Source organism: Streptomyces sp. BRA346, from assembly GCF_052851135.1.
The window spans coordinates 1-20,904 of sequence record NZ_JAIWIH010000022.1; the positions used below are offsets into that span (position 1 = coordinate 1).

The 20,904-nt window shown below is 71.6% G+C and carries 25 protein-coding genes and 1 pseudogene; 17 read left to right on the forward strand and 9 right to left on the reverse strand.

The window, feature by feature from the left end:
* Positions 1–147, reverse strand: a 147-nt coding sequence (locus LCH29_RS24610; protein WP_446464090.1) for an NUDIX hydrolase, incomplete at its 3' end; no start/stop codon positions are given.
* Between the two features lie 87 nt (positions 148–234).
* Here LCH29_RS24610 and LCH29_RS24615 point away from each other — a divergent pair.
* The 13 genes and pseudogenes from LCH29_RS24615 (at position 235) to LCH29_RS24675 (ending at position 8,367) form a co-directional block, all read left to right on the forward strand.
* Positions 235–1,020 (forward strand): GntR family transcriptional regulator, encoded by a 786-nt coding sequence (locus tag LCH29_RS24615; protein ID WP_446463916.1) that lies wholly within the window; start codon positions 235–237, stop codon positions 1,018–1,020.
* 195 nt (positions 1,021–1,215) lie between these two features.
* Positions 1,216–1,566 (forward strand): SCO3933 family regulatory protein, encoded by a 351-nt coding sequence (locus tag LCH29_RS24620; RefSeq protein WP_164427170.1) that lies wholly within the window; start codon positions 1,216–1,218, stop codon positions 1,564–1,566.
* Positions 1,567–1,571: 5 nt separating this feature from the next.
* Entirely contained in the window at positions 1,572–2,948 is a 1,377-nt protein-coding gene (locus LCH29_RS24625) for an FtsK/SpoIIIE domain-containing protein (RefSeq protein WP_446463917.1), read from the forward strand.
* 79 nt (positions 2,949–3,027) lie between these two features.
* Entirely contained in the window at positions 3,028–3,237 is a 210-nt protein-coding gene (locus LCH29_RS24630; RefSeq protein ID WP_446463918.1) for a hypothetical protein, read from the forward strand.
* Between the two features lie 24 nt (positions 3,238–3,261).
* Positions 3,262–3,829 (forward strand): annotated as a pseudogene (locus LCH29_RS24635) (DUF2637 domain-containing protein).
* A 17-nt stretch (positions 3,830–3,846) separates the two neighbouring features.
* Positions 3,847–4,032: a hypothetical protein gene (locus LCH29_RS24640; RefSeq protein ID WP_446463919.1), complete on the forward strand. Its 186-nt coding sequence runs from the start codon at positions 3,847–3,849 to the stop codon at positions 4,030–4,032.
* The gene (locus tag LCH29_RS24645; RefSeq protein ID WP_063729874.1) at positions 4,032–4,223 is read left to right on the forward strand and encodes a mobile element transfer protein; all 192 of its coding nucleotides are present in this window, start codon (positions 4,032–4,034) and stop codon (positions 4,221–4,223) included. The genes LCH29_RS24640 and LCH29_RS24645 overlap by 1 nt, the downstream gene beginning before the upstream one ends.
* Before the next feature lie 13 nt (positions 4,224–4,236).
* Positions 4,237–4,431 carry a hypothetical protein gene (locus LCH29_RS24650; RefSeq protein WP_391169279.1) on the forward strand — a complete coding sequence of 65 codons (195 nt, stop codon included), beginning with the start codon at positions 4,237–4,239 and terminating at the stop codon, positions 4,429–4,431.
* Between the two features lie 24 nt (positions 4,432–4,455).
* Positions 4,456–4,734 carry a hypothetical protein gene (locus tag LCH29_RS24655; protein ID WP_446463920.1) on the forward strand — a complete coding sequence of 93 codons (279 nt, stop codon included), beginning with the start codon at positions 4,456–4,458 and terminating at the stop codon, positions 4,732–4,734.
* A gap of 152 nt (positions 4,735–4,886) precedes the next feature.
* The gene (locus LCH29_RS24660; RefSeq protein WP_446464091.1) at positions 4,887–6,182 is read left to right on the forward strand and encodes a replication initiator; all 1,296 of its coding nucleotides are present in this window, start codon (positions 4,887–4,889) and stop codon (positions 6,180–6,182) included.
* Positions 6,175–6,414 (forward strand): helix-turn-helix transcriptional regulator, encoded by a 240-nt coding sequence (locus LCH29_RS24665; RefSeq protein WP_446463921.1) that lies wholly within the window; start codon positions 6,175–6,177, stop codon positions 6,412–6,414. Before LCH29_RS24660 ends, LCH29_RS24665 begins: the two co-directional genes overlap by 8 nt.
* Positions 6,414–7,649: a tyrosine-type recombinase/integrase gene (locus LCH29_RS24670; RefSeq protein WP_446463922.1), complete on the forward strand. Its 1,236-nt coding sequence runs from the start codon at positions 6,414–6,416 to the stop codon at positions 7,647–7,649. Before LCH29_RS24665 ends, LCH29_RS24670 begins: the two co-directional genes overlap by 1 nt.
* Positions 7,650–8,181: 532 nt before the next feature.
* Complete coding sequence (locus LCH29_RS24675) at positions 8,182–8,367, forward strand: hypothetical protein (protein WP_446463923.1); 186 nt, start codon at positions 8,182–8,184, stop codon at positions 8,365–8,367.
* A gap of 79 nt (positions 8,368–8,446) precedes the next feature.
* Here LCH29_RS24675 and LCH29_RS24680 read toward each other — a convergent pair whose 3' ends face one another.
* On the reverse strand, positions 8,447–9,208 hold the full coding sequence (locus LCH29_RS24680) for a phosphoglyceromutase (RefSeq protein WP_446463924.1): 762 nt from the start codon (positions 9,206–9,208) through the stop codon (positions 8,447–8,449).
* A gap of 108 nt (positions 9,209–9,316) precedes the next feature.
* The gene (locus tag LCH29_RS24685) at positions 9,317–9,478 is read right to left on the reverse strand and encodes a hypothetical protein (RefSeq protein ID WP_446464104.1); all 162 of its coding nucleotides are present in this window, start codon (positions 9,476–9,478) and stop codon (positions 9,317–9,319) included.
* Between LCH29_RS24685 and LCH29_RS24690 the strand changes: the two genes are divergently transcribed.
* Positions 9,459–10,733, forward strand: a complete 1,275-nt coding sequence (locus LCH29_RS24690) for an MDR family MFS transporter (protein WP_446464092.1) — start codon at positions 9,459–9,461, stop codon at positions 10,731–10,733. The genes LCH29_RS24685 and LCH29_RS24690 overlap by 20 nt on opposite strands.
* A gap of 58 nt (positions 10,734–10,791) precedes the next feature.
* On the opposite strand, the gene LCH29_RS24695 is transcribed toward LCH29_RS24690, so the two are convergent.
* The 3 genes from LCH29_RS24695 to mshA form a co-directional block, all read right to left on the reverse strand.
* Positions 10,792–12,462 carry a glycosyl hydrolase family 28-related protein gene (locus LCH29_RS24695; protein ID WP_446463925.1) on the reverse strand — a complete coding sequence of 557 codons (1,671 nt, stop codon included), beginning with the start codon at positions 12,460–12,462 and terminating at the stop codon, positions 10,792–10,794.
* A gap of 121 nt (positions 12,463–12,583) precedes the next feature.
* Complete coding sequence (locus tag LCH29_RS24700; RefSeq protein ID WP_446463926.1) at positions 12,584–13,096, reverse strand: YbjN domain-containing protein; 513 nt, start codon at positions 13,094–13,096, stop codon at positions 12,584–12,586.
* 92 nt (positions 13,097–13,188) lie between these two features.
* Complete coding sequence (mshA, locus tag LCH29_RS24705; RefSeq protein WP_446463927.1) at positions 13,189–14,553, reverse strand: D-inositol-3-phosphate glycosyltransferase; 1,365 nt, start codon at positions 14,551–14,553, stop codon at positions 13,189–13,191.
* Positions 14,554–14,736: 183 nt separating this feature from the next.
* On the opposite strand from mshA, the gene LCH29_RS24710 reads away from it, so the two are divergent.
* Positions 14,737–15,549 (forward strand): class I SAM-dependent methyltransferase, encoded by an 813-nt coding sequence (locus tag LCH29_RS24710; protein WP_446463928.1) that lies wholly within the window; start codon positions 14,737–14,739, stop codon positions 15,547–15,549.
* A 26-nt stretch (positions 15,550–15,575) separates the two neighbouring features.
* Here the strand turns inward: LCH29_RS24710 and LCH29_RS24715 are convergent, their stop codons facing one another.
* Positions 15,576–16,754: an ROK family protein gene (locus LCH29_RS24715; RefSeq protein ID WP_446463929.1), complete on the reverse strand. Its 1,179-nt coding sequence runs from the start codon at positions 16,752–16,754 to the stop codon at positions 15,576–15,578.
* A 75-nt stretch (positions 16,755–16,829) separates the two neighbouring features.
* Between LCH29_RS24715 and LCH29_RS24720 the strand changes: the two genes are divergently transcribed.
* Positions 16,830–18,290, forward strand: a complete 1,461-nt coding sequence (locus LCH29_RS24720; RefSeq protein ID WP_446463930.1) for an APC family permease — start codon at positions 16,830–16,832, stop codon at positions 18,288–18,290.
* A 37-nt stretch (positions 18,291–18,327) separates the two neighbouring features.
* Here the strand turns inward: LCH29_RS24720 and LCH29_RS24725 are convergent, their stop codons facing one another.
* Entirely contained in the window at positions 18,328–19,239 is a 912-nt protein-coding gene (locus LCH29_RS24725; protein ID WP_446463931.1) for a helix-turn-helix transcriptional regulator, read from the reverse strand.
* 139 nt (positions 19,240–19,378) lie between these two features.
* Between LCH29_RS24725 and LCH29_RS24730 the strand changes: the two genes are divergently transcribed.
* Complete coding sequence (locus LCH29_RS24730; RefSeq protein WP_446463932.1) at positions 19,379–20,407, forward strand: aldo/keto reductase; 1,029 nt, start codon at positions 19,379–19,381, stop codon at positions 20,405–20,407.
* A 19-nt stretch (positions 20,408–20,426) separates the two neighbouring features.
* Here the strand turns inward: LCH29_RS24730 and LCH29_RS24735 are convergent, their stop codons facing one another.
* Entirely contained in the window at positions 20,427–20,885 is a 459-nt protein-coding gene (locus LCH29_RS24735) for an NUDIX hydrolase (protein WP_446463933.1), read from the reverse strand.
* Positions 20,886–20,904 lie beyond the last annotated feature (19 nt).

A 20,904-nucleotide genomic window follows, 5' to 3' on the forward strand; every position in this document is an offset into this window, starting at 1 on the left:
GGCGTCCGGGATGGTTTCCTCGCGTTCGAGCACGCCGCCGGGCGGTTCCCACTTACCGTTGTCCCGTCGCTTGATCAGCAACGCACGGCCAGCGTCGTCAACGATGACTCCGGCGACGCTCACGGAGTGCGGGCGCTCAGTGCTCACGTTCCACGCACCTCTCGGCTGGCTAGGCTTTCCACCGTAGCAACACCGCTTAGCCGCTCGTCTAGATACCTAAAGGAGTATGTGCATATGCCTTCCCTGACCTCTGTTCTGGGTGTATTGGACCCTACGAGCGACCGGGCGGTGTTCCGGCAGATCGCCGACGCGCTGCGGGAAGCGATCGACAAGGGGCGTTTCCGGGAGGGCGACAAGCTGCCCTCGGAAACGGAGCTGGTGGAGCACTTCGGGGTGTCCCGGATGACCGTGCGCAACTCGTTGTCGCTGCTCCAGCAAGAGGGGCTGGTGGTCTCCGAGCATGGGAAGGGGGTCTTCGTCCGGCCACGGCCTCCCGTGCGGCGGCTGGCCTCGGACCGGTTCGCCCGGCGGCATCGGGAGCAGGGGAAGGCGGCCTTCACGGTGGAGGCGGAGGCTGCGGGGAGTCGTCCGGAGGTGGACGGCCTGGAGGTGAAGGAGGAGCGGCCTTCGCCGGACATCTCGGCCCGTCTGGGCTCGCCGCGCAAGGTGCTGGCCCGGCGGCGCCGGTATCTGCTGGATGGGCACCCGGTGGAGTTCGCCACCTCGTACCTGCCGCTCGACCTCGCCCGGAACACCCCGATCGCGCAGCCCAACCCCGGCCCTGGCGGCATCTATGCCCGGCTGGAGGAGCTGGGGCACCGCTTGGACCACTTCGATGAGGAGATCCGCGCCCGGATGCCCTCGCCTGCCGAGGTGCGGACGCTCCAGCTCGCGTCAGGTGTGCCGGTCATCCACCTGATCCGTACGGCCTTCGATGCTGAGGGGCGTGCGGTCGAGGTCTGCGACACCGTGATGGCCGCTGACGCCTACGTTCTGGCCTACCAGCTCCCCGCCACCTGACAGGCGGGCCGGATGGGGCGCGGCGGGCCCGTGCTGGGCCGCCTCTCTCAACTCGTATGCACGCAGGCGGATACTCGTATAGACGAGTGGGCGAGCTGTGTGGCATGGTGGTTCTCGTTCCCGCTCGTTCGGGTTCGACCACTGGTACTCATCTAGACAACTAGGTGGGTAGGTTGCGAGAGAAGGAGAAGCAAGTTGCGTTCCATCCGTGTCGAGACCTCCGGTGCCACGGTGCTGCTGACTGAGGCGCCGGAGCCCAAGGTCAGGGACCGGCAGACTGGCGAGATCGCCAAGGACGCGCAGAGCGGCGAGACCCTGATGCGGCTCGGCGTCGTCTACATCGACGGCGGGGAGTCCTCCCTGCTTCAGGTCACCGTGCCGGAGAGCGGGGTGACGGAAGGGCTGGCGCTCGGCTCGCCGGTCACGCTGTTTGGGCTGATCGCCCGGCCGTGGGAGACCGTGTTCAACGGGCAGCAGCGGCACGGCATCGCCTTCCGTGCTGAGGCCATCGCTCCGGCTGCCATGCCGGTGGGTGCGGAGGCCTGAGCCTGATGAACGACGTCATGACGTTGATGGAGGTGGGTGGTCCGGTCGCCGGAATGGTCGGCGGGGCCGCCTACCTCCGGGCCCGGCACCCGGCCGCGTACTGGTCCACGATCGGGATGCCCATCTCCACGGCCCGGCTGTTGGGCTCGTATGGGTCTGTCATGGATGCGTGCGGGCTGACCGTTCCGCCGTCCCGGCTGCGGGCTTGGGCGACACACGCGCTCACCCATCGGGAGGTGCGGCCGGTCCCGCCGCGTCGGGGGCTGATCCGTCCGACATCGACCGGTCTGCGGGTTCGGCTGCGGCTGGCACCGGGGCAGGAACCTGCGGACGTGGCTGCTTCGGCTGAACGGCTGCGGCATGCCTGGGGCGTTCACGGCGTGTACGTGGACGTGGTCAAGCCGGGGGTGGTCGAACTGCGGCTGATCGGCTTCGACGTGCTGCGGAAGGTACGGATGCCCCGGAAGGCGGCGGGTGACCTCCTCAAGGTGCCGGTGGCGCTGCGGGAGGACGCCACGCCGTTCGTACGGGACTACCGGGCCGTTCCGCATCAGCTGACCCTGGGCGCCACGCTGTCGGGAAAGTCCATGTTCCTGCGCCACCTGATATCCGGCCTGGCCCGGCAGCAGGTCGCGCTGGTCGGGATCGACTGCAAGCGCGGGGTGGAACTGGCGCCATTCGCCCCGCGACTGTCGGCGCTGGCCACCGACCCTGTGCAAGCGGCTGAGCTGCTGCCCGTGCTGATGGAACTGATGGAGGACCGATACGACCTGATCAAGAAGCGGCAGGGCATCGCCCCCAGCACGCCGGATGAAGAGATCACCTCTGACATCTGGGGCCTGCCGTACGAGGAACGGCCGGTGCCGGTGGTGCTGCTCGTGGACGAGGTGGCCGAGCTGTTCCTCGTCGCCACACGGAAGGATGAGGAACGGCGGGATGAGATGGTTACTCAGCTCATCCGGCTCGCCCAACTCGGCCGCGCGGCAGGCATCTATCTGGAGGTGTGCGGGCAGCGGTTCGGTGCCGAGCTGGGCAAGGGCGCCACTATGCTGCGGGCTCAGCTCACCGGGCGGGTCTGCCACCGCGTGAACGATGAAGCCTCCGCCAAGATGGCCTTGGGCGACATCGCCCCCGAAGCGGTCGGCGCAGCCTGCGCCATCGCACCGGAACGGCCCGGCCTCGCGGTCGCCGGAGACACTTCCGGCGGCTGGTCCCGTATCCGTCCGCCGTTCCTGTCGCTGGGTGCCGCTGCCGAAGTCTGCCGCGAGACCGTTCACCTCGTGCCGGACCTGCCCTCGCTCAAACCGTTCCGACCGGACGTGCCGGCCGTTCCGGTGAGCGCTTCGACGTCCCTGGTTAAGCCGCTCCCGGCCGCCGAGTAACCCACCCCCTCACGGTCGGCGCGACCGCACCGCGCCATGTCCCTACCACCGCCATGCCTGAAACCCGATTGGAGTCCCTGTGTCCCGTCCCACCATCTCCGAGGTCTCCGCGCTCATCGCCGACCTGGCCGACTTCCGCAAGTCCGGTGCGGGGGACCAGGCGGAGCTGATGACCCGCAAAGCCGATCTGCTGGAGCGCATCGCCGCTGCACAGCCCGAGGACATCGAGGCCGCTGAGGTTGCCACCGCCGCTCGCGCCCGTGCCGACGAACTCACGGCGGACGGCTGACCGGGCTGGAAGGAGTCCCTACCCATGCGCGCTCACCTGGCGCGGGTTGACGCGGTGCTGGTGCAAGCGGTCATCGCCGCTGCGCTGTCCTTCGCCCACCTGCATGACCTGGCCTCGGCGGCCGGACAGGACGGGTGGAAGGCGTGGGGCCTGGCGGCGGCTGCGGTCCGGGGCGTTCAAGGCGTCGGGCTGGTGCTGGTTCGTTGTCGCCCTGGCCGCGTCCCTCGGGGCCAACGTCGCCACCGCCGGACTGCTCGACCTGACCGACGTACCGGCCTGGCTGCGCATCCTCGTCGCCGGATGGCCAGCCGTCGCCTTCCTCGGCGGAACGCTCCTCGCCCACACCGCACCAGCGGCCACAACCGCGTCGGCTCCGGCCGGGCCGGAAACCGCGGCTCCTCCCATCGAACCGGAGCCCGAGCCAACGAAGGCTCCCGCACCGCACGTCCCGGCCGCGCTCGTCACCCATGCGCGCAAGCTCGCCGACGAACACCGCACCCGGACCGGCTCACCTATCGACACCGACACCCTGCGCGCCCGCCTCGGCGTCCCCGCGCCGCTGGCCGACGCCATCGCCACCCACCTCAAGTGATCAAGGAGACGACACCTGTGCGCCCCTCCACCCTGCACGCCCTCCAGCACGCTGCCGAACTCAACAGTCAGGGCCGGTTCATCGAGGCCGTGAGCATCGCCGAACCGGTCATCCTCGCCGCCGACTCTGAGGAATGCGCGGAGATCAGGCGTTGGCTGGCCGACCACCGCGACGACTTCACCGGCCGAGGGGAGAACGGCTGATGCCCGCGCCTCGCCGCTTCCGCAGCGTCATCCGTATCGGCCCGGTCCGCGTCGGCACCGCCAACGATCAGCGGGGCCGTGAGAAGCACACCGCCGTGTGCACCGCTCCGCGCTGCGACTTCTCCGCCGATTACGACACCCGCGCCGCCGCCGAGCTGGCCGCTCGTACCCATCGTTGCCCCGTCCGTTGAAAGGAGATCGTCCGTGACCGTCAGCCTGCCCCTGGTCTTCGTCCTCGGCGTCATCGCCTGGTTCGCGATCAAGTTCCTGGGCGTCCGCATGTGGGTCGCCGTCGTCATCGCGCTGTTCGGCTTTTGGCTCGCCCACACCGGCCTCGCGCCCTTCGTGGAGTCCGGTACGCGCTCCGGCGTCGACACAGTCAACCCCGAACACGACTAGACGAGTAGGTAAGAGGAGATCACTGTGTTTCGACCGAAGTACCCCGAAGCTCCCACACCGACGATCGTCCAGACACCCCCGGCTGCTCCGGCGGTCCAGCACAGCCAGGCTCCGGCCTGTGCCTGCCAGCACGCTCCTGCGGCTGCGCCGTGGCTCGGGCCCAGTGCCCGGACGGTCGGTGTCGTTCTCGCGGTCGGCGTCGTCGTGACCGCGCTCCTGGCGGCCGTCGTCGTCACGGCCATATCCGTCGCCGTGGCCGCCGTCGTCATGCGCTCGCTACTCACCAGCCAGCGCCACCGCTGACCCACAACGCACACGACTGCCGGGGCGGCCTCGATACCGCCAAGCATCCGCCGCCCCGGCAGCCCCACCCCTCGAAAGAGGTGACACCCATCATCACCCGCACCACCCCGCCACCGCTGCCCCAACTCGGCAACCTGGCGGCACTCGGCACCATGCCCGCACTCCTCCGCCAGCTCTCCGGCCTCGGCGGCTGCACCACCCCGATCCGCCTCGACGGCCACCGCACCGAACACCACGTCAACCGCGACACCGGCGAGATCGGCCGCATCCTCCGTCACCTGGACTCCACCGAACTGCCCGCCGGGCAACTCCTGGTCCGCTGCAACAACCGCCGCACCACCCGCTGTGCGGCCTGCGCCGAGACCTACCGCCGCGACACCTTCCACCTGATCACCGCCGGACTACGCGGCGGCAAAGGCACCCCGGAAGACGTCGCCACGCACCCGCGCGTCTTCGCCACCTTCACCGCGCCCAGCTTCGGCCCCGTCCACAACCGGCTTACCGGTCCGGCTGGCACGGTCCGTCGGTGCCGGTGCGGCGTCCGCCACGACCAGCAGGACGACGCCCTTGGCACGCCGCTCGCCCCGCACAGGTACGACTACGGATCCGCGGTGCTCTGGAACGCACACGCGGGCATGCTCTGGCGGCGGTTCTCTATCTACCTGCGGCGGGAGGTCGCCAAGCGGGCCGGACTCAGCCAACGAGCCCTCCGCAACCATGCTCGGCTGTCCTTCGCCAAGGTCGCCGAGTACCAAAAGCGCGGCGCCGTCCACTTCCACGCCGTGATCCGCATCGACGGTCCCGGCGGCGGTGACACCCCGCCTCCGGCCTGGGCCACGGTCGAGCTGCTGACCGACGCCATCCAGGCGGCTACGCCCAAGGCACAGGTTGCCGGGCCGGTCATCGACGGACGAGCCCACACCTTCGCCTTCGGCGGCGAGCTCGACGTACGGCCCATCCGGGGCGCCGACTTCAACGGCGACCAGGAGCTGACCGACCGGGCCGTGGCCGCATACATCGCCAAGTACGCCACCAAGGGCGCCGAGACCGCGACCGGGGCCCTGGACCGGCCGATACGGCTGATCGCCGAAGTCGCCCACCTCGACATCACAGAGCACGCCCGGCGGTTGATCCGCACCGCGTGGGCCCTCGGTGCGCGGAAGGACCTGGAACACCTCCGGCTCCGTGCCTGGGCTCACATGCTCGGCTTCCGGGGCCACTTCTCCACCAAATCCCGCCGCTACTCCACCACCCTCGGCGCACTCCGCGACGCCCGCGCCGCATGGCGACGCGCTCAGGCTGCGGCCGCCGAGCTGGAACAGGACGAGACCACCCTCGTCCTCGCCCACTGGGCCTACGCCGGAACCGGCCTCACCCCCGCCGAGGAATGGCTGACCGCCACCATCACCCCCGCCCCAGGAACAGAAGGAGAGCCCACCCATGGCTAGCCGACGCCTCGCTGTCGCAGAAGTGACCGCCGAGTCGCGTGCCTTGCCATCGCGGTACCTGACTCCTGAGGACCTGGTGGCGATGTTCGACCTGCCCAGCGTCGAGACGGTCTACCAGTGGCGTCGCAAGCGCACCGGTCCGCGCGGCTTCCGGGTCGGTCGGCACCTGCGCTTCGACCCCGTGGACGTCCGGGCCTGGGTCGAATCCCTGCGGGAAGGGGCTGCCGCCTGATGGCCGGGCATATCCAAGACCGCTGGTACACAACCGAGACCGGACCGGACGGGAAGGTACGCAAGGTCAAGACGGAGCGTTACGGATCGGGGCTCCGATACCGCGCTCGGTACGTCGGTCCGGACGGTACGGAGAAGTCCAAGAGCTTCCCCGACCGGCAGAAGCGGCTTGCCGATCAGTGGCTCGCCCACGTTGAGGCGGATATGGCGCGAGGGCAGTACATCGACCCCCGCGCCGCCCGGATCACGTTCCAGCAGTACGCCGAACGCTGGGTGACCACCCAGGGAGCCGATCCGAACACCCAAGCCTCGATGGCGTCGCAGCTTCGGCTGCACGCCTTTCCGTACCTGGGCACGCGCCCGCTCGGGTCCTTCCAACCAGCCCACATACGGGACTGGGTGCGTCAGCTCCAGGAGAACGGTGTCCGAGGGTCGTACGCGCGGACGATCTACTCCAACGTGCGTGCCGCTCTCAGCGCGGCCGTGGACGACGGACACCTTCCCCGGAACCCGTGCGCCGCTCGCTCGGTCCGGCCGCCGACGGTTGACGCCAAGCGTGTGATCCCGTGGACGTCGGAACGTCTCTTCGCCGTCCGGGAGGCCATGCCGGAGCGCTATCAGGCCATGGTCGATCTGGGCGGCGGCTGCGGGCTCCGTCAGGGCGAGATCCTGGGCGTGGCTGTCGACGCGATCGACTTCGAGTCGGACACGCTCCACGTGGTCCAGCAACTGAAGCTGAGCCGCAGCAAGGCCGTGTTCGCTCCGCCCAAGGGCGGCAAGCTCCGGGACGTACCGCTGCCCGGGCCGGTCGCCGACGCGCTCCGGGAGCACATGGAGCAGTTCCCGCCGGTCGAGATCACCTTGCCGTGGAAGGTGGCGGACGGTCCCCCGGTGACCAAGCGGCTGATCTTCACTGGGCCACGTGGTGGGCACGTCTGGCGTACGTCGCTCAACGAGGAGGCGTGGAAACCCGCGCTCGCTGCGGCTGGAGTCATCCCGGTGCCGGGGCGGGGCCAGCCGTACGCCGAGTCCCGCGAGAACGGTATGCATGCCCTCCGGCACTTCTACGCCTCCGTCCTCCTGGACGCTGGGGAGAACATCAAGGCACTCGCCGAGTACCTGGGCCACTCTGACCCTGGCCTGACGCTCCGCGTGTACGCGCACCTGATGCCGTCGAGCCAGGAGCGGACTCGTAACGCTCTGGCTGCGGCGTTCGCAAATAACTCGCCCCAATAAGAGTCACGGAGCGGGTTCCACTGTCGATGCAAGGCTAATAAATAGAGCCAGATCAGTGAGCGCCGATAGCGAGACTACATAGCGGAAGACAATAGATTCGCCAATAGTTAGCAGATTAGATTGGTGAAATAGTTAACGGGCTGGGCTCCCGCGAGTGCCCCAAGGGACCTTTCAGCGGGCGACCATGAGGGGTGCGACACACAGGGAGTACCGCCTGATGGCACATCAAATGCCCTGTGCCGGGCTATGCTTGACCGCGCCGCGGTCAAGCATAGCCCGGCACAGGGCATTCCCCCGCTCGACTAACGCCGCCTTCGCTGGACGCTTGCGTTGCAGTCAGCCGCAGCACGTGTGGCACATCGAGCGCGAGGCCCCCAGGGGGAATCACATAGTCCATATCGCCTCACGATGGCAATTTGCATTGAGGCGCTTTCTCTCAATAAAGTGCGCATGCATTTCAGGGCCGCTCCCGGTGCAGGGGAACGGCCCATCCCATCAATGCACTGCGGTAGAGCACTCAACGGGAGGAACCATGCTCGCACGTCCGTGTCTCACCATCACCATCACCCCGAACCCGGCGCCGCTGCCACTGCTCGGCTGCGGTGTGGCTTTGCTGCCCTTCTGCTCCCAGGTTCCGGAGACCGCCGCATACGCCGTGGGGTTCCTGGTCGCCTTCAGGCTGCGCGTCCGGCTGGTACGCCCGCCGTTTCAGGCCTGACGGCCCAGGGACGGCCCGGGTGCAGCAGTAGGCCCCCTACTCACGTGAACGACGCAGGTAGGGGGCCTGGCGGGGAAGATTACTTCTTCTTGCCCTGGTTCTTGACCGCCTCGATCGCGGCCTTCGCGGCCTCCGGGTCGAGGTAGGTGCCGCCCGGGTTGGTGGGGCGGAAGTCGGCGTCGAGCTCGTAGGAGAGCGGGATGCCGGTGGGGATGTTGAGGCCCGCGATGTCGGCGTCGGAGACACCGTCGAGGTGCTTGACGAGGGCGCGCAGGGAGTTGCCGTGGGCGGCGACGAGGACGGTGCGGCCGCTCAGGAGGTCGGGGACGATGGCGTCGTACCAGTACGGGAGCATGCGGACGACGACATCCTTGAGGCACTCGGTGCGGGGGCGCAGCTCCGGGGGGATGGTGGCGTAGCGCGGGTCGTCGCTCTGGGACCACTCGGCGCCGTCCTCGAGCGGGGGCGGCGGGGTGTCGTACGAGCGGCGCCACAGCATGAACTGCTCCTCGCCGAACTCGGCGAGGGTCTGGGCCTTGTCCTTGCCCTGGAGGGCGCCGTAGTGGCGCTCGTTGAGGCGCCAGCTGCGGGCGACCGGGATCCAGTGGCGGTCGGCGGCCTCCAGGGCGAGCTGCGCGGTGCGGATCGCGCGCTTCTGGACGGAGGTGTGGACCACGTCGGGGAGCAGGCCGGCGTCGCTCAGCAGCTCACCGCCGCGGACTGCCTCCTTCTCGCCCTTCTCGTTGAGGTTCACGTCCACCCAGCCGGTGAACAGGTTCTTCGCGTTCCACTCGCTCTCGCCGTGGCGGAGGAGGATCAGCTTGTACGGTGCGTCGGCCATGCGGTCGAGCCTACTGGACGGGTTCGGGGCGGTCGCTTGACGGACCTGGTCAATTGAGTGGCGAGCGAGGGGTGAGCGGTCGTAAGTTGCGGATGCCGCTAGCGCCTCTTACATGGGGGCGCGTGACCGTGGGGGGTTCGCGATGTCCGTCGCCGGGTGGAGATTGGCTGCGAAGGAGAGCGTTTCGGGGTTGCCCCGGGCGTTCTGGTGGTTGTGGACGTCCACGCTGGTGAACCGGCTGGGCGGATTCGTGGCCACCTTCCTTGCCATGTACCTGACCGTAGAGCGCGGTTACTCGGCGACCTTCGCCGGGCTCGTCGGGGCGCTGCACGGGCTGGGCGGGGCGGTGTCGGCGGTGGTCGCGGGGGTGCTGACCGACCGGCTGGGGCGGCGGCCCACGCTGCTGGTGGCACAGGCGTCGACGGCGGTCACGGTGGCCGTGCTGGGCTTCGTACAGGATCCGGTGGCGATCGCGGCGGTGGCCTTCCTGGTGGGCATGACGACCAACGCGTCGCGGCCCGCGGTGCAGGCGATGATGGCCGACATCGTCGCCCCCGAGGACCGGGTGCGGGCGTTCTCGCTCAACTACTGGGCCATCAACCTGGGCTTCGCGTTCTCCGCGATGGCGGCGGGGCTGATCGCCCGGAACGGCTATCTGACGCTGTTCCTCGCCGACGCGGGGATGACGCTGCTGTGCGCGCTGATCGTCTTCGCCAAGCTGCCGGAGTCCCGCCCGGAGGGCGAGAGCACCGGGCGCGGGGCGGGCGGTGAGGCGGTCGGGCTCGGGACGGTGCTGCGGGACCGGCGGTTCATGGCCCTGGTCGCGCTGACGTACCTGCTCGCGACCCTCTTCCAGCAGGGCTACGTGGCGCTGCCGGTGGCGATGGGCACGGACGGGCTGTCCAGCGCGGACTTCGGGCTCGCGATCGCGACCAACGGGGTGCTGATCGTGGTCCTCCAGCTCCCGGTCACGCGGCTCATCGAGCACCGGGACCCGGCGCGGCTGCTGGTCATCGCCTCGCTGCTCACCGGGTACGGCTTCGGGCTCACCGCCTTCGCCGGGTCGGTGGGGATGTACGCGCTGGCCGTGGCCGTCTGGACGCTCGGCGAGATCATCAGCTCGCCGACCCAGATGGGGCTGGTCGCCCGGCTCTCACCGGTCCACGGGCGGGGCCGCTACCAGGGCATGAACGTGCTGGCGTGGTCGCTCGCCTCGCTGACCGCGCCGCTGGCGGGCGGCGCCGTGATCGACCGCTACGGGGCGCCCACGCTGTGGGCGGCGAGCGCGGTGGTGGGCACGGTGGCCGCGGTCGGTTACGCGGTGCTGGGGCGGCGGCTCCGGGCCGAGGACCAGGCGGAAACGGTGGAGACGGTGGAGGCGGTGGAAGCGGCGGGGACGAAGGGCGCGCAGGTGGAGTGCGCGCGGGTCGAGGGCGCGCAGGTGGAGGGCGCGCGGGTCGAGGGCGCGCAGGTGGAGGGCGCGCAGGTCGAGGGCGCGCAGGTGGAGGGCGCGGTGGCGGGCTGATCGCCGGGGTCGTACGGGCGCGGTGCGCGGGGCGGGGTCCGCGCACCGCGCCCGTACGTCACCGCAGCGCGCGCTGCGCCTCGTACAGGTTGCGCGGGTGGACCGCCTCGGGGTGGCCGTAGGACTCGATACGGGAGTGGAGCGGACCGCTGAAGTCCGGTACGTCGATCTGGCCGAACTCCCGGACCTCGCTGATGCCGACCGTCGCGCTGTACGGGGCGATTCCGTCGATCTTGACGCAGCCCGCGCGCTGATTGGTGACGGTGACGTTCCAGTGGGTGAACCGGGCGCCGTACAGCGGGCCCGCGACCGCGTCGCCGCCGTGCGCGCCGGTGTTGTCCACGGTGATCTGGGTGCGGACGTTGGCGAACGGCATGCCGCGGTGGGTGTCGAAGGTGCCCATCTCCATCCGGCCGCGTGACCAGACGTTGTAGCTGGACAGGCCCTCGACGTTGATGCCGTGCAGCTGTGTCCCGGCGGGCGCGGGCACGGTGCGCCGCGCGAGGACGAAGTCCTCGACCAGGTTGTCGTGCGAGCCCTCGCGGCAGCAGTACGGATGGTGGCTGCCGCGGCCCGAGACGGTGACCCGGCGCAGGGTGCACGCCTTCGCGGCGACGAGCAGGAAGCCGTTGTCGACGTTGTTGACGGTCACGTCGTCGACCCAGCAGTCCCACGCGCACTGGAGCGCGACGCCGTTGTAGCCCTTGTCGAGCAGGTGCGGAGCTTGTGGCGTCGCATCGAAGTCCAGGGTGAGGCCCTCCACCCCCGAGCCGGTCACCGGCCGGACGAGGGTGGTGAACCGCGGCGTCCAGGCGGGCCGGGCGTCGAGCGGCAGCGGACGGTCCAGGGTCACCCGGCGGCGGCGCCGGTCGACGGCGGTGATGCGGCAGGGCCATTCGTACGGGACGTACGAGGTCAGCTTGGTCTTGTCGGCCCATGGATACCCGGCGGCGCCCGCCACGTCCCCGGCCATGTGCTGGAGCAGGGAGTGCGTGCCGTCGTCCGCGAGCTGGAACAGCACCCGGTCGCCGCGCCGGAGGGCGGCGGTGCTCTCGACGGGCACGGTCCAGTCGCCGCACCGGGCGGGGCGGTCGACGGCGGTCAGCGTGCGCCACTCGTCGCGCCGGTTGCCGGTCCAGCCCTCGAACGGCCACGCCTGGGCCCTGATCGCGGCGGTGAGGGAGCGCCAGCGGGCGTCCGGACACACCCAGATGAGGCCACCGGCCCAGGACCAGGACGACTTGGTGCCGCCGTACCGGCTGCCGTACGGGCCGATCAGCTCGGTGAGGTTGCGGGTCGCGTGCAGCGTGGTCCGCCCGCTGCCCGCGCCGCGCAGCACGACGTTGTCGTGGCCGATGCGGATGATGCCGTCGACGCGGTACGTCCCGGGCGGCACCACCACCGTGCCGCCGCCGCGCCGCCCGACGGCCTCGATGGCGCGGTTGATCGCGGGGGCGGCGTCGGCCGAGCCGTCGGGCCGGGCGCCGTAGCGCCGCACATCGGCGGCGACCGGGTAGCGGGGCGGCGCGGCGCGCCCGCCGCGGAATCCGGCGCGGCCGACGTAGGGGATCTGGGGGTGGCGGTACGGGTCGGCGCGGAACTCGCGCCACAGCCCCGCCGATGGTCCCGCCGCGGCCGCGGGTGCCGCGCCCAGCACACCCGCCGCGGTGCCCGCGGCCACCCCCGCCGCCGCGCCGAGGACCGTGCGTCTGTCGATTTCCCTGTCCATGAGGCCCACACCTTCCATGGATGTGAACGTCGTTCAGATGAGCGACGGGCGTGAGCATGCCACGGCAACCCTCGGCGCGGAAGGGGTCGGGACGAAGCCGGTCATTCGGACCGGAGGACGGTCACTCGGCGGTGACGTCGCGGGTCAGGTTGGTGAATGCCTCGAGGTTGCGGGTGGATTCGCCGCGGGAGGTGCGCCAGGCGTACTCCTTGCGGATCGCGGTCGCGAAGCCCATCTCCAGCAGGGTGTTGAAGCTGCCGTCCGCGTTCTCCAGCACCGTGCCCAGCAGGCGGTCCAGCTCGTCCGGGGTGACGGCGGCGAGGGGGAGGCGGCCCACCAGGTAGATGTCGCCGAGCTGGTCGATCGCGTAACTCACCCCGTACAGGCGGGTGTTGCGCTCCAGCAGCCAGCGGTGGACGGCCTCGTGGTTCTCGTCCGGGTGGCGGACGACGAAGGCGTTGATGGAGAGCGAGTGGCGGCCGACCCGCAGGGAGCAGGTCGTCGACAGCTTGCGGGTGCCGGGGAGCTTGACGACGTACGTGCCGTCCTCCGGGCTCTCCCACTCCAGCTCGGCGTCGTTCAGCGTGCGCTCGATGACGGCGTGGGAGTCGGCCTGGGGGGTGGTGTCAGCCATGGGCCGATCGTAGGCGACGCCGCCCACGCGGCGCGGCGGCGCGGACCACGGCAGCCCGCGAAGCACGGCGCGCCACGGCGGCGAACCAGGTGTCAGCCGTTGGCCGCTCGCGGGAGACGCCGCTCGCGCATCGCGTCCGTGTAGACCTCCGCCGTCGCCGCCGCGGCCGTGTCCCAGCCGAAGGACTGGGCGTGGCGGGCGGCGGCCGCACCCATGCGGGTCGCGCGCCCCGGGTCGTCCGCGAAGGGACGCAGGGCGCGGGCGTAGTCGGCGGGGTCGTGGCCGTCGATCAGGGTGCCGCTCACCCCGTCCCGTACCGCCACCGGAAGGCCGCCCACCGAGGCCGCGACGACCGGGGTGCCGCAGGCCTGGGCCTCGACCGCGACCAGGCCGAACGACTCGCTGTACGACGGCATCACCAGCACCGAGGCCGCCCGGTACCAGTCCGCCAGCTGGTCCTGCGCGACCGGTGGCTGGAAGCGGACGACGTCGCCGATGCCCAGGCGCGCCGCGAGCTTGTGCAGCCGCTCGGGCTTCGCGAGGCCGGTGCCGCTCGGCCCGCCCACCACGGGGACGACGATCCGCTCGCGCAGCGACGGCTGCTCCTCCAGGAGGCGGGCGACCGCGTGCAGCAGGATGTCCGGGGCCTTCAGCGGCTGTATGCGGCCCGCGAAGAGGGGGATCAGCGCGTCGCGCGGCAGCCCGAGCCGGGCCCGGGCGGCGGCGCGGCCGTCGGCGGGGCGGAACCGGTCCAGGTTCACCCCGGGGTGGACGACGGCGACCAGGTCGCGGTCCGCCTCGTAGTGGCGCACCAGCTCCTCCGCCTCCTCGGCGGTGTTCGCGATCAGCCGGTCGGCGGCGCTGACGATCTGCTGCTCGCCGATGACGCGGGCGGCCGGTTCGGGGGTGTCACCGGCGGCGAGGGCGGCGTTCTTGACCTTGGCCATGGTGTGCATGGCGTGGACGAGCGGCACCCCCCACCGCTCGGCGGCCAGCCAGCCGACGTGGCCGGAGAGCCAGTAGTGGGAGTGGACGAGGTCGTAGTAGCCGGGCCGGTGCCCGGCCCACGCCTGCATCACCCCGTGCGTGAACGCGCACAGCTGCGCCGGAAGCTCCTCCTTGGCCAGCCCCTCGTACGGGCCCGCGTCCACGTGCCGCACGAGCACGCCCGGCGTCAGCTCGACGGTCGGGGGGAGCGTGCCGGTGGTGGCCCGCGTGAAGATCTCCACCTCGATGTCGATGGCGGCGAGGCGGCGGGCCAGCTCGACGATGTACACGTTCATGCCGCCCGCGTCGCCGGTGCCCGGCTGGTGCAGGGGCGAGGTGTGCACGCTGAGCATGGCGATCCGCCGTGGTCGCCGTAGGTGTGCGAGGCGCCGAAGGCGCTGGTGGGACGGGCCGCCGAAGGGCGTATGGGACCGGCCACGCAGGCCGAGCCGGGACGCGTGCTGGCTCACCGCGCGATACCTCCTTCTTCGGGGCGAGCTTTCTCTCCCTGCTTCCCCTCTCAGCCCACAACATCGGAACCAGCCATTCCCATTTCCGTTTTGCCAAAGTGTGACGTTCGGGATTCGTCCAGAGGTCCCCTGGAGGTGGCTGCGTGGTCGGGGCGCGGTCACGCACCCCCTAGGCTGCTCGCCATGTCTGCCCGCGTGCCTCCGCCGATCCGCCCCATCGGAACGGCCACCCGCGGGACCACCAACCCCAACCGGCTGCGGCGCATGGACCGGTGGATCGCCGCCGTCCACGGCACCGCGCTGCGGCGCGCCGAGACGGCGGTGGCCGTCGACCTCGGGTACGGGGCCGCGCCCTGGACCGCCGTGGAACTGCTGCACCGGCTGCGGACCGTACGGCCGGGGGCCCTCGTGGTCGGGGTGGAGATCGACCCGGCGCGGGTCGCCGCCGCGCGACCGTACGAGCGGGACGGGCTCGCCTTCGCGCACGGCGGGTTCGAGGTGCCGCTGCCGGGCGGGGTGCGGCCCGTGCTCATACGGGCGGCCAATGTGCTGCGGCAGTACGACGAGGACGAGGTCGCCGACGTCTGGCGGCGGCTGTGCGCCCGGCTGGCGCCCGGGGGCGTGCTGGTGGAGGGGACCTGCGACGAGATCGGGCGGCGGCACGTCTGGGTCGCGCTCGGCCCGGCGGGCCCCCGTACGGTCACCTTCGCCGCCCGGCTCGGGTCCCTGGAACGCCCCTCCGACCTGGCCGAAAGGCTCCCCAAGGCGCTCATCCACCGCAACGTCCCGGGCGAGCCGGTGCACACCTTCCTCCGCGACTTCGACCGCGCATGGGCCGCGGCCGCCCCCTACGCGACGCTGAGCGCCCGCCAGCGGTGGATCCGCAGCGCCCAGGCGCTGCGCGCGGCGGGCTGGCCGCTGACGGACGGCCCCCGGCGCTGGCGGCAGGGAGAGGTCACGGTGCGCTGGGAGGCGGTGGCCCCGCGCGGGGCCTGATCACACGGACCCGGGCGGGCCCCGGGTCAGGGGGCTTCGCGGGAGCGGGTGAAGACGCGCTCGCGCGCCTCTTCCGTCGCCGTCGCCACCGCGCCCATCAGGACCGCGTCCTCGCCGAGGGTGCTGGCGCGGACCCTCGGGCGCAGGGGGCCGATCCGGTGGAGGGTCGTGGTCACCGGGCGCAGCAGCAGGTCCGCCCCGCCACCGAGGCCGCCGCCCAGGACCACCAGGTCCGGGTCGAGTACGGCGGCGACGGCGGCGATCACATGGGCCAGCCGCTCCGCCTCCTGCCGTACGGCCGCCACCGCCGGTTCGACGCCGTCCCGGGCCGCGTCGAAGACGTCCTTGGCGGAGCCGGGACGGGCCATGCCCCGTTCGCGCGCGGCCCGGACGACCGCGCCGCCCGCCACCGCGTCCTCCAGGTCCCGCCCCCCGCTGGGCAGCGTCGGCAGGAAGCCGATCTCCCCCGCCGCGCCGTGCGCGCCCGTGAAGAGGCGGCCGTCGGCGACGACGCCCATGCCGAGGCCCGTGCCGACCATGACGAAGACGAAGAGCCTGCTGCCCCGTCCCGCGCCGAAGGTGTACTCGCCGAGCGCGGCCAGGTTGGCGTCGTTGTGGACGGACAGCGGCGTGCCCAGTTCCTCGCGCATCCGGTCCAGCAGTCCCGCCCGCCCCCAGCCGGGGAGGTTCACCGCGTACCGCACCCGGCGCCGCTCCGGGTCGTACACGCCGGGCGCGCCGACGACCGTGTGCGCTACCAGCGCCGGGTCGACCCCGGCGTCCGCGACGACCCGGCGGGCGGCGGCGACGGTGAGGTCGGCCATGGCGGCGGCGCTGCGGCCGCGGTTGCGGACGTCGGACCGGGCGACGACGGTCCCGTCCAGGTCGGCGGCGGCCACCCGCAGCCAGGAACGGCCGATGTCCAGGCCGAGGACGTAACCCGCGGTGGGATCCGGTTCGTACAGCACCGCGACCCGCCCCCGGTCCGGCGGCGCCTGCCGCCCCGCCTCGCGGACGAGCCCCGCCTCCTCCAGGGCGGCGAGCGCGGTGGAGACGGTCGGCTTGGACAGGCCGGTGTCGCGGGCGAGCTGGGCGCGGGAGGCGGGTCCTTCGGCGCGGAGCCGGGCGAGGAGGAGGCGTTCGTTGTTGCTGCGCAGCCGCTGCCGGTTCCAGCGGCGGGCGTCGTCACCGGCCACATCGGTCATCGCGACGCCTCCCCGTCCAACCCTTGACGGCATCAAGTAAGGCTCCTTAACTTAATCCATCCTACGGAGGTGGACATGTCCAGCACCGAGGGCGGCTTCGTCCGCCGCATCGGCCTCTTCCAGGCCACCGCCATCAACATGAGCCAGATGTGCGGCATCGGGCCGTTCGTCACCATCCCGCTCATGGTCGCCGCCTTCGGCGGGCCGCAGGCCGTCATCGGCTTCATCGCGGGCGCGGTGCTCGCCCTCGCCGACGGGCTGATCTGGGCGGAGCTGGGCGCCTCGCTGCCGGGGGCCGGGGGCAGTTACGTCTATCTGCGCCAGGCGTTCCAGTACCGCAGCGGCAAGCTCATGCCGTTCCTCTTCGTCTGGACGGCGATGCTGTTCATCCCGCTGATCATGTCCACGGGCGTGGTCGGCCTCGTGCAGTACCTGGGCTATCTGTGGCACGGCATGAGCCAGACGCAGGGGGATCTGGTCGGGCTCGGCGTGGTCGCGCTCGTCGTCGGGCTGCTGTGGTGCGGGGTCGAGCACATCGCGCGGATCACGGCCGTGATGTGGTGCGTGATGATCGCCTCGGTGGTGCTGGTGATCGCCGCCGCGTTCAGCCACTTCGACCCGGGGCAGGCGTTCACGTACCCCGCGGGCGCCTTCGACCTGGGCAGCGGCGCCTTCTGGACCGGCTTCGCGGCCGGGCTGACCATCGGCATCTACGACTACCTCGGCTACAACACGGCCGCGTACATGGGCGCCGAGATCAAGGACCCCGGCCGCACCCTGCCGCGCGCGATCGTCGCCTCCATCCTCGGCATCATGGGCATCTACCTGCTGCTCCAGATCGGCACGCTCGGCGTCGTCGACTGGCACCGGATGCTCGACCCGAACTCGGTGGCGTCCCGGTCCGTCGCCTCCGCGGTGCTGGAGGAGACCTGGGGGAAGGGCGCGGCGGACGTCGTCACCGTCCTCATCCTCATCACCGCCTTCGCGTCCATCTTCGCCGGGCTGCTGGGCGGATCGCGGGTGCCGTACGACGCGGCCCGCGAGCGCGTCTTCTTCCGCCCGTACGGCACGCTCCACCCGCGGCACCGCTTCCCGGTGCTGGGGCTGGCGACGATGGGCGTGGTGACCGCGGCCGGATTCCTCATCGGCCGCCACACCGACCTCGCCACGCTCATCCAGCTGCTGACGACGGTCATGGTGATCGTGCAGGCGCTGGCCCAGGTCCTCGCCGTCACCGTGCTGCGCCGCCGCCAGCCGGCGCTGCGGCGGCCGTACCGGATGTGGCTCTATCCGGTGCCGAGCGTGGTGGCGCTGGTGGGCTGGCTGGTCATCTACGGCTACGCGGACAAGAACTCCCCCGGGCGGCACCCCATCGAATGGTCGCTGGCCTGGGTCGCGGCGGGGTGCGTGGCGTTCCTGCTGTGGGCGCGGGCGGAGAAGGTGTGGCCGTTCGGCCCGAAGGAGATCAGCGAGGAGTACGCGAACGGGGGCGACCCCGACGCCGCGGACGCGCGGGGCGGCGCGGCCGCGGTGTGACGGCGGGGGCGCGGGGATCAGGCCCGGGGCGCGGAGTTCAGACGCGCGCCCCCGCCTCCAGACCCGACTCCGCCTCCAGACCCGCCCCCGCCTCCAGACCCGCCTCCGCGTCCAGACCCGCCGCCAGGGCCCGCAGCGCCTTCTCCGACGCGGACCCCTTCTCCACCGTGTACGTGCACAGCACCTGCCCCGGGTCCGCGGGCAGCACCAGCGCCTCGAACGTCACCACCAGGTCCCCCACCTCCGGGTGCCGGTACCACTTCGTACCGCGCATCCGCTCCTGCACCGCCTGCGCCTCCCAGCTCTGACGGAACTCCTCACTCCGCTCCCGCAGCTCATGAATGACCTGGCACAGCCGTGCGTTGCCCGGGGTCCGCCCGATCTCCGCGCGCAGACTGGCCACCGTGTCGTCGGCGACCTCGGACCAGTTCGGGTGCAGCTCCCGCGTCCGGGGGTCGAGGAAGATCAGCAGGGCGCCGTTGCGCTCGTCCTCCGGCAGCGCGGCGAAGTCGACACCGATGCGGCCGCCGAGCCGGTTCCAGGCCAGGACGTCCATGCCCGGGCCGAAGACGAAGGCCGGAACCATGCCGTCGCCCATCGCCTCCAGCAGCCGCAGGATCTCCGGCCGCACGCGCGGGCGCGGGCCCGCGTCCACCCGGCCGTGCCGCCGCGGCAGGGTGATGTTGCGCAGATACGTGTGCTCGGACGGGGTCAGCCGCAGCGCCCGCGCCAGGCCGTCCACGACGGAGTCCGAGACGGCGGGGGCGCGGCCCTGCTCGATGCGGGTGTAGTAGTCGACGCTGATCCCTGCGCGCTGCGCGACCTCCTCGCGGCGCAGGCCCCGCACCCGGCGCCGGACGACGCCCTCCGGCAGCCCCACGTCGGCGGGGTCGAGCGCGGCGCGGCGCGCCTTGAGGAACGCCTTGATCTCCGGTTCGGAATGGCCCATCGGTCCATTATCCGGGTGGTTCCGGCAGACCCAGGTTGGATCGGGCCTGGTCCGGTACTCGTCGGCGGCGGAGGCTGTGTCCAGTTGCTCCGAACCCCGAATCCCGAACCCACCGGAGCACCCAGCGGGAGGCATACCCATGAAGCGCAGGATCCTCGGCGGCACCGGCATCTCGGTCAGCGAATACGCCCTGGGCGCGATGATGTTCGGCGCCGTGGCCAACCGGGACCACGACGACTCGGTACGGATCATCCACCGCGCCCTCGACGCGGGCATCAACTTCCTCGACACGGCCGACATCTATTCCGCGGGCGAATCGGAGGAGATCGTCGGCAAGGCCCTCAAGGGCCGCCGAGAGGACGTCGTCCTGGCGACCAAGGCCCATGGCTCCATGGGCGACGACGACAACCACAGCGGCAACTCACGCCGCTGGATCACCCGCGAGATCGAGAACAGCCTGCGCCGCCTCGGCACGGACTACATCGACCTGTACCAGATCCACCGCCCCGACCCGACGACCGACGTCGACGAGACGCTGTCCGTCCTGTCCGACCTGGTCCGGGCGGGCAAGGTGCTGGCCGTCGGGTCGTCCACCTTCCCGGCGGAGCAGATCGTGGAGGCCCAGTGGGTGTCGGAGCGGCGCGGTCACGTCCGGTTCCGCACCGAGCAGCCGCCGTACTCGATCCTGGCGCGGAGCGTGGAGGCGGCCGTGCTGCCGACCGCGCAGAAGTACGGGATGGGCGTGCTGAGCTGGGGCCCGCTCTCGGCGGGCTGGCTCTCGGGCCGCTACACGAAGGCGTCCGACATCGACCTGGCGGGCGGCGGCCGGGCGGCGCTGGAGCAGTTCAAGTTCGACCCGTCGCGGCCGGAGAACGCCCGCAAGCTCGAGGCCGTCGGTGAGCTGAGCAAGCTGGCCTCCGACGCCGGGCTGTCGCTGCCGCACCTGGCCATCGCGTTCGTACGGGCCCACCCCGCCATCACCTCGGTGATCATCGGGCCGCGGACGATGGAGCAGCTGGAGGACCTGCTCGCCGGGTCCGAGGTGGAGCTGAGCGCGGACGTCCTGGACCGGATCGACGAGATCGTGCCGCCGGGCACCGACCTCAACCGGGCCGACAGCTACTACGTGCCCCCGGCCCTCGCCGACAAGGCCCTGCGGCGGCGCTGACACCGCTGGCACGGGCCGCTCAGGACGCGTCCAGCGCGGTGAGCAGCGCGTCCACGAGGGTGCGGTCGTGGTCGTAGGTGAGGCGGCTGCGGGCCGCGGCCGGGGGCAGCCAGAGCAGCCGGTCGACCTCCCGGTTCGGCACGAACGGCTCGTCGGGGACCGCCTCGGCGGCCCAGTAGCGGACCTCCTTCGGGCGGCCCCTGGCGGCGTAGTGCAGCGTGGGCAGCTCCACGCCGGGCGTGCAGCCGATCCCGGTCTCCTCCACCACCTCGCGCACCGCGCAGTGCAGCGCGTCCTCGCCGCGCTTCAGCTTGCCCTTGGGGTGCGACCAGTCGTCGTACCGCGGCCGGTGGACGAGCGCGATCTCCAGCCCGCCGCCCCGCGCGGTGTGCCGCGGGGGGTGCCGCCAGAGCACACAGCCCGCCGCCAGCACGGTCGTCACGTCGTCCCGATCCCGGGCATCACCCTGATCGCTCATCCTGCCGTCCCGCCTCCCC